7 protein-coding genes and 2 pseudogenes are annotated in these 13,119 nt (G+C 60.1%); 3 read left to right on the top strand and 6 right to left on the bottom strand.

The genetic code is table 11. From position 1 onward, the window contains the following. Positions 1–547: 547 nt before the first annotated feature. Positions 548–3,346, top strand: coding sequence for an ankyrin repeat domain-containing protein (locus NMG80_RS18525; RefSeq protein WP_254019422.1), 2,799 nt, complete (start codon positions 548–550; stop codon positions 3,344–3,346). 948 nt (positions 3,347–4,294) lie between these two features. Here NMG80_RS18525 and NMG80_RS18520 read toward each other — a convergent pair. Then, positions 4,295–5,020 carry a WD40 repeat domain-containing protein gene (locus NMG80_RS18520; protein WP_301943372.1) on the bottom strand — a complete coding sequence of 242 codons (726 nt, stop codon included), beginning with the start codon at positions 5,018–5,020 and terminating at the stop codon, positions 4,295–4,297. A 79-nt stretch (positions 5,021–5,099) separates the two neighbouring features. Here NMG80_RS18520 and NMG80_RS18515 point away from each other — a divergent pair. After that, positions 5,100–5,809, top strand: a pseudogene (locus tag NMG80_RS18515) (IS6 family transposase). A gap of 175 nt (positions 5,810–5,984) precedes the next feature. On the opposite strand, the pseudogene NMG80_RS18510 reads toward NMG80_RS18515, so the two are convergent. After that, a pseudogene (locus tag NMG80_RS18510) lies at positions 5,985–6,419 on the bottom strand (integrase core domain-containing protein); the annotation flags it as partial. Positions 6,420–6,621: 202 nt separating this feature from the next. Here NMG80_RS18510 and NMG80_RS18505 point away from each other — a divergent pair. After that, a complete protein-coding gene (locus NMG80_RS18505) occupies positions 6,622–6,816 on the top strand; it encodes a hypothetical protein (RefSeq protein WP_254019421.1) in 195 nt (64 codons plus the stop codon). 185 nt (positions 6,817–7,001) lie between these two features. Here the strand turns inward: NMG80_RS18505 and NMG80_RS18500 are convergent, their stop codons facing one another. The 4 genes from NMG80_RS18500 to NMG80_RS18485 form a co-directional block, all read right to left on the bottom strand. Then, the gene (locus tag NMG80_RS18500; protein ID WP_254019420.1) at positions 7,002–7,286 is read right to left on the bottom strand and encodes a hypothetical protein; all 285 of its coding nucleotides are present in this window, start codon (positions 7,284–7,286) and stop codon (positions 7,002–7,004) included. 154 nt (positions 7,287–7,440) lie between these two features. Beyond that, positions 7,441–10,674, bottom strand: a complete 3,234-nt coding sequence (locus tag NMG80_RS18495) for a toll/interleukin-1 receptor domain-containing protein (protein ID WP_254019419.1) — start codon at positions 10,672–10,674, stop codon at positions 7,441–7,443. A gap of 336 nt (positions 10,675–11,010) precedes the next feature. Beyond that, positions 11,011–11,442: a hypothetical protein gene (locus NMG80_RS18490; protein ID WP_254019418.1), complete on the bottom strand. Its 432-nt coding sequence runs from the start codon at positions 11,440–11,442 to the stop codon at positions 11,011–11,013. Positions 11,443–11,468: 26 nt separating this feature from the next. After that, the gene (locus NMG80_RS18485; protein WP_254019417.1) at positions 11,469–13,007 is read right to left on the bottom strand and encodes a pentapeptide repeat-containing protein; all 1,539 of its coding nucleotides are present in this window, start codon (positions 13,005–13,007) and stop codon (positions 11,469–11,471) included. Between the last annotated feature and the right edge of the window lie 112 nt (positions 13,008–13,119).

Here is a 13,119-nt window from a genome sequence, read left to right as displayed (position 1 = left end):
CACCTCTTCCTGGAGATATCGAATATGTCCGCCACACCATTTTTCGCGCGACAGCGAAGCCCTGCTGGTCGTCTCAAAACCGGCGGCCACCGTTGCGGGCGGCAAGCGCATAACAAAGCCCAGCCACCAATATTGCGAGCCTCTGCCGGGTCGAGACCGGCGATAAGTTTGCCAGACATCGCCGGTGGCCTGAATCCCTCGCAGTTGCCGCTGCGAAGGGCCTTTGTGCTGGCGGCCGGGGTGTCAGTCCCAACTGTCCTATACGGAGCGAGCCTATCGCAAGTTGTGCGCCACCTCGGTGGACGCGGCCCCGCTTGCGGTTGCTGCCAAATATGAACAGTCTCGGTTTGGGGCCTTGCCGCGGAGGCGGGGCGTTAGGCGGTAGCAATGCGAGCGGGGTAAGTGGAGTTAAGCAATGAGCAACGGCGTAGAGCTACCACGGTTCCCATCGCTCGGGGAGATTGTATCTTCCGCGCCTGACTCGTGGTCAGACAGCGACGCGCCACTCGCCCACCGAGGGGTGCGGGTATCTTGGCTGGTGGGGTGGGTGCGAAGTCTGCTGGAAGACATCAATCGACCGCGAATCGAGGCGATCGAGCAGGCGCAGCAGGCCATGTATCACAACAGGGCTGGCATGTGGGGCCTGCACGATCAGCCCGATATGACGGTTCCAACGGTCCCCAGGTACGCGCTGCTCAACGTGCGTGCGCTGGTCGAGCGCTTTGTGCTGCCGTTAACGTCCGCGTTGCAGGCGCCGCTTTGGGCATACGTGCCGACAGAGCAACGTGGCAAGCCGGACTTCTTTGTATCGCACACGTGGAACTCGCTTCTCCTCGGTCCCCACCAACAGGAGATCGGCACGCTGGATGCGATCGAGCACCTCGACCATTACGCATGGATAGACTTCGTAGCCTATAATCAGCACACGATCGAATCTATGCCCACCGACATGGAGGCGGTCATCGGCGAGATCGGCAAAGTAATCTTTGCCGGAACCCCGGTGCCGACGCTGGGGCGCATCTGGTGCCTTTGGGAACTCTTGTGTGCGAACCGCACCGGCATTGATTTCGACATCGCCATCAGGCCCGGGTACCGTAACGACAAGATCCTGGCGGTCAACACGCTCTACCGATCGTTTGTCGGGGTCGAAAAAGCCGTGGCGACGAAACCGGAGGATCTGAAGATCATCTCCGACGAGGTGCTTGCGCAGTTCGGCTCGGCCCAGACAGCCAACGAGCACTTCGATCGAATCTTGCGCGAACGGTTTTCCGGTAGTTGGTACGAGCTGCGTGAGCGAGACCAGCACCTTGGCTTGCGCCCATGGCCCTGGCTGTACGAACAGTCGCCGAGCGGTGAAGCGCTTGCCAATCGCCCGGTTCGAGAGCCCGATCCATACTACGGCGCCGGCATTCGTGATAGCGTGATTTACGGCTCGCAGCAGACCACCTTCGACCTGCTGATCGAGTCGGGTCTGAAGGTCAGCTACGACGACGAGGTTGCACATCAGTTCCGCGTGATCTCGGCCTCCGATCTCGCGCTGTTCGAAGCGGCGGGGCACGGCGATCTCCCTAAAGTTCAAGAACTTCTCGAGCAAGACTCCGATACAGACCGGCCGATCGCCAACTACTCGGCGCTAGCGGCCGCCGCTCGCGGGGGACACGCACGGGTCGTCGAGTTGCTGCTCAAGAGCGGCGCGGACATCGAAGGCGGCAATGGCGTATCGCCGTTAGCCGCCGCTGCGTGGAACGGTCAGGATGAGATCGTTCGGTTGCTCATCGAGCGGGGCGCGGACATCGAGGGCGACACAGGTGGCCCTGGGACAGCCTTGTTCCAAGCGTCCGATGAGGGTCACCTGTCCACCGTCCGCTTGCTGCTCGACCTTGGGGCTGCTGTCGATGCGAAGACGGAGAAGCGGGCGACGCCGCTACTGATCGCGACTGCGAATGGCCATCTCGAGGTAGTCGTCCAGTTGATCGCGGCGGGCGTTGATCTGGACTGCACCGATCGCAGTGGTGACACCGCCCTTCATCACGCTGCGCACAACGGGTCGGCCGCGATAGTTCAGGCCCTTGTCAACGCGGGCGCAGACCGTACCGTGGTCGACAAGTACGGCGACACTGCATTCGACATCGGGAAACGAGAGGGCCGCCTCGACGCTGCGACACTCGCGCTATTGCAAGTGGTTTCGCCCGCTGATCTCGACGGGAGCATCGATTCTCGTCAGATCGTCGACCCTGACGCGGAGCTGCGCGGCGGCGAGTCCGCGGAAACGCCCAAGGGAGACGGACCGACCGAGCAGTCCCTGGTCAATCTGGCGGTGATGAGCATGAACTGCCCCGGTTGCGGAGAACCGTTGAGATGTTTCATGCGGCCGCGGTACTTCTATTCTGAGGAGCCTGGCTCGGTATGGTCGGATTTTCTCGACGGGCTGCCACGCAACCGCTGCAAGTGTGGTCTGAAAGTGACGGGTAGCGCGTCGAGTTTTCATACCGACTCCTGGACCGCCGTAACGCTCGAACCGCCTCGCGCCTTCCCGGCCGAGGTCTTTGCGGAGCTGGTCAACGAAGTCCTCACCGGAGTTCAGCATTGTCCGCCTCTCCTCTTGTTCGAATCCTTCGAGGAAATTCATCGAGCGGTGTCGGGTGGTACTTCGCAACCATTCCTGCTGATGCCGTATTCATCGCTGATTTATCAAGGCGTTTCGGAAACGGCGCGAACTCTTCATGTTCTGATAATAGCGGCCGTCTCGGCAGGGCTATGTGCGGACGCCTATCTGTTCATCAAGAATGCCGCGGCGATCCATCCGGACATTTTCTGGGTCTTCTTCGATGCGGCGCGGGAGTTAGCACGAATCGTCGACGAGGCGTCGACCGGTGATTCAGGGCTGCTGGAGGATCTCGAATCGCTGAGCAGGCAGCTTGCAGGATGGCGCAAAGCACCGGCGCTCGATCCCGAGGCGGTCTTTGTATGTTTTTTTGGGGAGAATGCCGCGACATCGGAAGCGTCTGACGATCAGATATACTATACGTTACGCGGCTATTTTGACAATCACCAGGATTTGCGTTTCCTGGAAGGCGATAAAGCGTGCTCATCGTTGCCGTCCTGGCTGTTGCCCAAGCCGAATTTGTCGCCGGCGCACAAGTGCCTGCTAGACGTTCACATTCACGCTGCGGGTGAGTTCCTGCTAAGACATAATCCCACTGCCGCGCAGACTATTTCCGACCAGATGTGTCGGGCACGAGAGCGGATAGCGAGCAGATATTCAAAGCTCTCTGAGGCAGAGCGAACCCAGGCACGGGAGTTCTATAGTACAGTCGGCGGTCGGGATTTGCTTGATGTGTTGTAGCTACGATCTTCGACCCACAGTTATCGAAGAACATCCTCGGACGTGTTTCAGGAGACTGGTATCCGATCATCCGAGCGCATTCAGCTACGCAAAGACACTGGGAAACGATCGGTTCACGCGAGACACTCCGTCTTAGGGCAGAGGAGAACCTGAGGTAGCCGGGATGGCCGCCTAACAATCGCATGCACCCGGACATCAAAAAGCGCCGCTCGTTCCTCGCTCTACTTTTTGCTGCCGGTGATGTGAAACGTTAGGCCCAAGTATTTAGTCAGGATTATATATGAGGGGTCAGTATGAACGACAATACCATACAAGAACTCTTAAGATAAGCTGGGGGATGAGGTAAGCGAGCCCCACCACCAAGCCGGCCACCACGCCAAGCAGGGAAGCGAGCCTGGGTTCTAGCGTGATCGTGGTGGTGGTCAAGCCTCTTACGAGCGCGCCCACGGCGCCCGCCGAGAAAAGCGCCCCGCCCATGGTCACCACGAACCAACGCGGGTGTCGACGCCCAGCAGACCTAGGCCGAGCATCGCCAAAAGGGCCATCAACGCGATTACAAACCAAGCGGCCCCGCGCCTCTGGCTCGTCCTGAGCGCGAACTTGTGCTCCCGGTCACGCGACTGACGAAGGCGCTCCGCCTCTTTCAGGTGCTGGTCGCGAAGCCAGGCAACCAGCTGAGATGGACTCGAACCCTGCGAGGACGGGTATCCCGTGATGCGCGTGGCCAACTCGGTGCGGAGTATCTGCGCCGAACCTGCAGACGACATCGGCGGTGCACTGGATGAAAGCTGCCTGCGGCCCCGGTTGCGGTTTGACGATCTGGATGTTCATCCCCGGTCAGTGCTCCTTTGGAGACATTCCGTACTCATGTTCGAACATCGGCGGGTCCTGCATTGGCAGACTGCGCTTTTGACGGGCTCCTGCACGAAAGCTCGACAGCTTATCTGCCTATTGATTTTGTAATCTATACGCTTTCGCTCGGTCGCCGGACGGTTCGCCTCGCGACAATTCCCGGCAGGCGGCTTCGGCCTTGCGCCAACGCTCAAGGTAGGGCGTGTCGATTTCCTCGGCCATGCTCCCCGGTTGCGGAGCAGCTTCAAGCGACCATCTGGTTGTTCTTAGTTCGGTCTCGCTGAGACGCGGGACTTGCCCCAGTGCGCAATTTGCGAGACGCTTCAAATCGTTGCGATAGACCCAAAAAATCCGACCGGTATTGTCAAAGGAAGCGGTGGCTAACCGCGTACCATCCGGGCTCCAGGCGAAGTGACTGACGGCGTTTGTATGCCCGGTGGTGATGTCGTCAATCTGCTTGCCCGTCGCAGCGTCCCAGATGCGGAGGTTGTCAACAGCGACGGTGGCCAAACGCGCACCGTCCGGGCTCCAGGCGATGCGATTGACCGCGAATTTGTGCCCCCTGAGGACGGCGGTTTCCTTACCCGTCGCCGCGTCCCAGATGCGGCCGGTGAAGTCATCGGAGGCAGCGGCCAGCCGCGTGCCGTCCGGGCTCCAGGTAATGTTGTTGACGATGCTTTGATGCCCGGAGAGGACGGTAAGCTCCCTGCCCGTCGCGGCGTCCCAAATGCGGCCGGTGTGGTCGCCTGAGGCGGTTGCCAGCCGTGTGCCGTCCGGGCTCCAGGCAATGTGATTGACGATGCTTTGATGCCCGGTGAGGATGGCGGTTTCGTTGCCCTCCGCTGGGCTCTGTCAGAAGAAACTCGCTTGAGGAAGGGAGTGCGTCGGCTCATATAGGAGGATGACCAAACTCCGCCCGTTCCGCTATTTCAAGACGTCTCCCGAGATCATCCGCCTGGCGGTCATGCTATATGTCCGGTTTCCACTTTCGTTGCGAAACGTCGAGGACCTGCTGCACGAGCGCGGCATCGACGTCAGCCACGAGACGATCCGGTTCTGGTGGAACCGGTTTGGCCCGATGTTCGCGGCCGATCTCCGACGCAAGCGGGCGAAGCGGATGCGTCTCTTGCCGCAATGGCAGTGGCATCTGGACGAGGTTTTCGTGAGGATCAACGGTGAGACCTTTTACCTCTGGCGCGCTGTTGACCATGAAGGCGAGGTCCTCGAAACCTTTGTCTCAAAAAGGCGGGACCGTAAGGCTGCGCTGAAATTCCTGCGGAAGACGATGAAAAGGTTTGGCCGACCGAAGGTGATTGTTACGGACAAACACCGGTCGTATGGCGCCGCGATGAAGGAGCTCGGAAACGCGAAATCCCATGAGAACAGCCGCTGGCTGAACAATCGGGCTGAGAACTCACACCAGCCGTTCCGGCGACGAGAAAGAGCCATGCTTCGTTTCCGGCAGATGAAAAGTCTGCAGAAATTCGTAGCCGTCCACTCGTCCGTCCATAACCACTTCAACAAGGAACGCCATCTCTCTACACCCGCTGCAATTTCAAGCTCAACCGCGCCACCGCTCTCGCCGAATGGCGCCAACTCGGCGCGGCCTGAAAATCCGTCCTCTCCAGGAGACTGAAATCGGTTCGCGTTAATCTGACAATGCCGGAAATTGAACATCCTTTTGCGGAGGAGGAATCGAGGCATTGTCAGATTGTCCGTCGTCAAGGTTTTTGAGACGTTTGGCGGCCTGACTTAGTGGAGGCTCTGGCTCATCTGGGTTGGCATTTTAGGCGGCGGCTTTGCGATGCTGCAAGCGCCGCATTTCGATGGTCCTTCGCTTGATCCTTTCTCGTTGCAACAGGATGGTCTGGCCTCGGCCGAAGTAGACGTCGGCGGGTGTGAGATTGTCGAGGCTCTCGTGGTATCGCCGATGATTATAACCGTCGACGAAGGTTGCGATCTGGGCTTCGAGATCGCCCGGCAGGAAGTAGTTCTCCAACAGGATGCGGTTCTTGAGCGTCTGGTGCCAGCGCTCGATCTTGCCCTGGGTCTGAGGGTGGCAAGGCGCGCCGCGGGTGTGATCGATGTCGCGATCCTGCAGCCAGTCGGCCAGCTCGCCGGCGATGTAACACGGCCCATTGTCGGAAAGCAGGCGCGGCCGTTGTCGCACGGTCGCCCGATCGCAGCCTGATGCGACAAGCGCCAGGTCCAGCGTGTCGGTGAAGCTCGCTCTTTTTGTTGAGTAAACTCGACGAAGAACGCGCATCATAGCCTCGATGAAAGCGCCGAAATTTGCGGAACTAGGAAAGGAACGGAAAATTTCCGCATGAAATCTTCACCAGCGCTGGTATAAGAACAAACGCCTCTCCGCCATCGGTGGTTACGTTGTCGGGAGCCGTAGGGGCTCGGTGTGGATTGGAGGCGTGGTCCTCGCAGATACCGACATGCCATCAAGGTCGAGCAGCGCAGCCGCCAGCTTCTCCTTCGTCGCCGCGTCGTCGACCACGGCGAGCAACTTGTCGATGATGATGGTGATGTTCGGGCCCGAATTGACGTTGACGGCGACGTTGATGTCGGCGGGCCGATCATGTCCGGCAAGCCGCGCCGTGTCGGCCTAGGTCTTGCGGAGACCATCGAGTGCGGCAAGAGCCCGCAGACCACTGATGTGATCGACAAGAGCTTTCTTTGCAAATCTGCCTTCACAAAACAGTTGAGATAACAATCACATAAGAGTGCCCAGTTTCATCCTGTCGGGCGCGCCAATTAGGTCGAGAGTTGGATGGGTCAGCATGATCTTGTCCTTCTAATGGAAGTATCCGGGACCGCGCAGATTGGCGTGATCCATGATGGCGCCGGGTCCGGTGGCGGGTCGGGCAGCTTTCTGGTTGGCGATGAGGGCTGCGATGCTCTTGCAGGTGAGCCCGCCGATTTCGACGGCGCGGGCCGAGATTGCCTCGGCGCGGTCACGGCCGAGATCGCGATAAAGCCGCAGAACGCCCAGGCATGTTCTGAAGCCCTGTTCGGGATGCGGGCGGCTTGCCAGAATGACAACGATCAACCCTTCCGTCTGCGATCCTATTCCGATCATGAACGCTTCGTTGGGTATTTTCGACCATATGGAAGCGCCCACCAATCTCCACCCGGTCAATGGGCTTTAGCCCTTTGATCAGACTCACAAATCTCCTGTGGGACAGCAGTGACTCTGACCCAAATTCCCCATTCCCTGGATTCCCCCTGGGTGCTCACTCGACGGCTGGCTGTGTGTCCTCTCGCGGGTACAACTCCAACCGCTGCTCGGCCGCAACAACCATCTTGTCGAGATCGTCCCAAACCTCCCAAAGCTGGACGGAACCGTTTTCATCCACTGTGGCAAGGCGTCCACCGTTGGGGTCGAAGTCTGCTGCGCGGGCCGGAGCGAGGAGCCGCAAGATCAGTTTTCCGTTGCCACCCCACAGCCGCACTGCCCGGTCATCATCGATCGTGACGATACGATTGCCCTTTGCGTTGAATGTTGCGGCCGTCACCATAGTCTCGCCTTCCGTTCCTGCGTCCAACGAGGCAAGTTCGTTGCCCTGGAGGCTCCACAGCTTTGCCACCGAATCGTGGCATCGCCGCATGCTTCCAACGGTCACGCCGCCGCCCCGTCTCGTGCATTGCAGGACGAGGAATCGATCTTCGCCGACCTGTGGCTCCGCGAAGTCAAGACTATCGATATCGGTGTCCCACAACTTCAGGCCCTGCCGATCCCACAGGCTCATGTTTCCGGGGCCGACGACCAGGATCTTCCTGCCGTTATCGGCGAAACGCACCTTGTAAGTCGTCTCTTCCCGATTGTAGCTCCCGCCGTTCAAGGCCCCGGCATCAATCTCCGCGGTTGCGCTCAGCTCGGAATTCCAAATGTGGACCAGGCCGTCAAGATCGACCGACGCGATGGCATCATCAGTCGCGCTGACATCCATAGAGCAAATGGCTGTGCGGTGCTCCTGCGTCTCGGCCATCAGCTTGCCAGTCCAGTCCCATACGCGAACCATACCCCGCTCGTCGCCGGCGGCGATCAGCGTCTTGGACACGCCGAACGGCGGGGCATAGATGTCTTCCCGGTAGGCCTCATGCAAGATCCGCAATTGCTGGCCACGGACATCCCAAAGCGACAAGCGCTGATCATTTGTTTCGTTCTTCCGTCCGCTCGTCAGGACATGCGTCTCCGTTTGATTGAACTCAGCATGATCCACGATGTCGGCGTGACTCGAGAGTGCCACCATCTCGCCTGTCTCGATGTTCCAGATTACAGGTTGAGCTCCGTCATTGCTAGCCGCGAACAGAAGTGCTCCGGATGGGCTGAAGCGGAGGGCAGGAGACAACTCGTCTGTCTGCGAGAGTCGAAACTCCGGATCCATGGTCCTCTTGAGCTGCTCCGTCTCGAGCAGCGGACCATTCGGGTCCCATACGTGTACGCTCCTGGCGAGGCAGGCACCCTGAGCCGGATTCGGGCAGCTGACCGCAGCCACGCGGCTTCCGTCGCCGTTGAAGCGGGACGACGTCAGCTCCATGAGGGAGCCGCCTAGACGGTTCAGGACTCTGCCGTCCTTGCCGAGAATGGTGATCCTCCCGCCGTCTTGCCCCTCCTCGTCAACCTTGATGAACTGGCCATCGGGACTTAACCCAACGTCAATAATCGAGGATTCCACCGCCATTTCCGACAGGGGCGTTCCGTCTTTCTGCCATACATACACGCGGCCGCCAGTGCACGCCCCCTGCTCGTCGCACATGTCCTTCGCTGTCAGGACGCGGTCGTCGGGGGCAACGGCGGCGAGCCATCCCGGAAAAGTCTGCATCAGCTTTCCTCGGCGGTCGTACAGCCGTACCTTCGGGTCGATCTCCCCATCCGGATGCCGAGGACATAACCCAAAGCCCTCGGACAACGGGCTGAACATTCCCGCTTCGAGATACGGATGGCACCCCCCCGTGACGAGGAAATCCCCTTTGGCGCTGAAGTTGCTGCGCGCGAGCCAGTAAGAGCCGGCATCGAGCCGCTCGGCCAGCAACTTCCCTGACGGTTGCCAGAACCGCAGGGCGCCCGCTTCATCGGCAGTGGCAATCCATGTTCCGTCCGGTGACAACGCCCCAGCGAGCACCCGGGATCTTCCGCGCGCGAAGGACGCGACCATTTCCCAGCCCTGCTGTTTGCGCCAGAGCCGCGCCGAGCGCTTCTCGCACGATTGGTGTTCGCCTTGGTCGCAGCCCACGGTGAGAAGCAGCGAGCCGTCGGCGCTTCGGTCCACCGTCAGGATGGTCGCACGGTGCGCCTGGAAGCGGCCTTTCAGCTCACCATCGGGCGTCCAGAACCGAACGGCCCCGTCGGCGCCGCCCGTAATCGCTTCGGTTCCATCGGCGCTGAATGTCGCCACATCGTCACTCTCGTACGGAGCTTCGGCGTCCTGCAGAACAGCGATCTTCTCGGCGCTCCCGTTCAGCACGACAGTGGGGCCCATTGCCGAGGCAACCAGCATACGGCTGCCGTCAGAGTTAAGTGCCAAGGGCCAGGTCCAGCCGCCAAACTGCTCGCTTTCGTAGGTTTCGACGAAATTGCCACGCGGGCTGACGTCGGTCAGCGCGCGATAGAGCGCGATCTCCGCCTCGGGCACCACATAGCCGTACCGTTCTCGGGTCAGGTTCACCGCCCGGAGCGCAGTCGTGAGTCGATCGTCCGCGTTCCGCTCCGGAATGGCGAAAGAGGCGTTTGCCAAGCGCTGCGCCTCTCCTTTCAAGCTCTCCTCTTGAGCGAGTTGCTGGCGGTTCCACCACACGCCGCCAATGATGGCGCTGAGCAGCACAACGAGACCTGCGAGCTGGACAAACTGCCAGCGACGACGGCGCGTCTCCCGCTGCTTCAGCTCGTCATAGGCGACGCCGAGAATGCCCGCCAGGAGCTTCAGCTTGGCATTTACCTTGCCGTCCTTGTCTTTGCGCGCATCGGCCGCCAACGGTTCGGCGGGGCGATCGGTGATCTTGCCATCCGGTCCAAGCTCGTACCGGACGGCCTCGGGGAACGCTTCCAACATTCCACTCTGAGGCCGTGTGGTCGCCCCTGGCTCACCGTCGACGACGAAACAAAGGATGCGGTCCGTCCGACCCAGGCGCTTGAAGGCGGTGATCTCTTCATTGACATAGTGCGAGACGGCGGCTCTCGGTGAGCAGATGACAATCAGCCAGCGGGAGCGGGTGAGCGCTTGTGCGATCTTCTCCGAGAGATTCGCCGCCCCCGGCAACTCGTCGCGATCGCGAAAGACCGGTAGTATGCGCTTCGGTACCTTCCCGATGGGAGTGCTGCGGCCAATCAGCGTCCGTGGCACGCGGTAGCGCTCGAGGGCCTTGTGCAGCCAAGTGCCCCATGCTTCATCCGCGTGGCTATAGCTGATGAAGGCCCAATACTTGAATTCCGTCTCTTGCTGGGGGCTGTCTGCACTGGGCTGCATAGTGGCCCCCATATTGCTCGCGGCAGCTGTATCATTCTGCTCCGTACCGCGATATCATTCAACCAGAGACTCGCACTTCTGGTGTTCCATTCCGTCGGTTACAATGTTCCCAAACGAGAGGCATATTACATTTTTTTGAAAAGTTCGTCGCGTTCCTCGCGTCGAGATTTGCCGATGGCCAAGGCGGGTGCGCCTTGCGTCCTGAGGAGGGCCGGTAAGTCACGGGCGGCATACCCGTGAAGCCAAGAAAGCGCGGAAGGATGTCCGCGATCTCATCCGGGCCGCACGGCAACTCGCGGCACTGTCTTGAGGCACCGGAAGGAACTTGACCGATGTTCATCCACCGGGCGATCCAGCGTCTCGACGGGACTCGAGTGCCTTTCGTTCCGCCGGAGCGATGACCCGCTCCACGATGGTCGCGAGCAAGTCATCCGCCTTCTTGTACTGGACTATGGGCAGTACCCAAGGAAAGCGCTTCCAGTGCTCGAACATCGAGTACTCGTTGTGATCCTCCTGGAGCAGGGGCTGAACAGGAACAGATGGCAGGTCAGGAATTATTACCCCCAGTTCCTGAGGAAGACTCTTCGCATCGGTCAGATCGGCGACGACGAAACGCGCCATCCGCGCTAGGAGCGAAACCGTCTCGGTGATGTCGCGGCCTTCCGGCTTCTCGAAGTCGAACAAGATCGGCAAATAATTGCGCCGTCCTAGCTCTTCCCGCAGCCTATCAAGGATCGATTTTCGATCGGGCGTGAAACGCGACGGCACCGGTAGGCCGTCATTGGCCGGCTTTCTTAGGACGGCTTGGTCAGTTCCGCCTCAATCATACGCCGCCGTTCTTCCAAAGCTTTCACTTTCGTCTCTGCAGGGGCGATGACCCTCTCCTCAAGGGCTATACGTAGCGGCTCAAGTGCCTCATACCGGTATACTGGGAGGACCCACTCGTATTTCCAATAGTCCTTGAACATGGCGTACGGACGATCTGCTCCCTCGATGAGGGGTTGAACGGGCACCGCGAGGTGAGGGACGATTGCTTCCAACTCCTTGGGGATGCTGCTCGGATCAGTCAGGTCCGCGATAATAAAGCGAGCCATGCGAGCCAGTAGGGAAACAGTTTCGGTTATGTCCCGGCCCTCGGGGACATCGAAGTCGAACAGGATTGGCAGGTAATTGTGCTCACGCAACTCGTCGCGGATCGCATCGAGGACGGCTTTTCGCTGGGGCGTGAAGCGGCCAAGAATCAGCACCGCTTTCGAGGTGATGGTGTCGATGACGTTGCGGAGTTTTCGGTTATTGAGCAGGAGATAGATGAACTGCCCGACCTCAATATCATCGACCGTGATGCCGGGGTCATCAGGAAAGCCAGAAGCGATAACCAAATTCTGCTGTGTGGCTCCCTCCAGCTTTAGATCCCACGCGGATACGCCATAGATATGGCAGTCGGTGAGAGTTGCGTTTGTAAGGTTCGTTCCGACTAAGTAGGTAAGGATGAGAAGCGCCTCGTGCAGGTTCGCCCCGCGCAAATCCGCGTAGCTCAGGTTCGCCTCGGTCAGGTCCGCCCTGATCAGATTCGCCTCGGTCAGGTCCGCCTCGTACAGGTTCGCCTCGGTCAGGTTCGCCTGGCGCAGGTCCGTGTGGCTCAGGTTCGCCCGGCGCAGGTCCGCCTTGTAGAGGAACGCCTTGCTCAGGTTCGCCTGGCGCAGGTCCGCCTCGATCAGCAACGCCTTGCTCAGGTCCGCGAGGCTCAGGTTTGCCTCGCGCAAATCCGCGTTGCTTAGGTTCGCCTCGCGCAGGTCCGCCTGGATCAGCAACGCCAGGGTCAGATCCGACTGGATCAGCAACGCCAGGGTCAGGTTCGCCTTAGTCAGGTCCGCGTGGCTCAGGTCCGCCGTGGTCAGGTTCGCCTCGAACAGGTCCGCCTTGGTCAGGTTCGCCTGGCCCAGATCCGCCTCGATTAGCAGCGCCTGTCTAAGTTTCGCCTCGCTCAGGTTCGCCTTGGTTAGGTCCGCCCTGATCAGGTTCGCATTGGTCAGGTTCGCCTGGCTCAGATTCGCCTCGGTCAGGTCCGCCTTGGTCAGGTTCGCCCCGAGCAGGTCCGCCGTGGTCAGGTTCGCCTCGGTCAGGTTCGCCTCGAACAGCAACGCCAGGGACAGCTTCGCCTCGGTCAGGTTAGCGTTGCGCAGGTCCGCCCCGCGCAGGTCCGCCTTGGTCAGGTTAGCCTCGTGGAGGTCTACCCCGATCAGATTCGCCTCGGTCAAGTCCGCCCCGCGCAGGTCCACTCCGCTCAGGTCCACCCCACTCTGAAGCAGGTTAAGTACTTCTTCATTGGCCATGCGAGCCTCCGACTTTCTTGGAGTTAGGAGCCGGTGTTCTTGAGTGTGAGCCCCGTCCCAGCCAAGGATACGACAATCAGGTGTCGTAAGTCGCCTTCCCGGAGAGGCGGTC

Origin of the sequence: Mesorhizobium escarrei, from assembly GCF_935825525.1 — a bacterium.
Classification (GTDB): domain Bacteria; phylum Pseudomonadota; class Alphaproteobacteria; order Rhizobiales; family Rhizobiaceae; genus Mesorhizobium; species Mesorhizobium escarrei.
The sequence above is the reverse complement of the archived record's forward strand: the minus strand, read 5'-3'. Positions and strand labels throughout refer to the sequence as shown.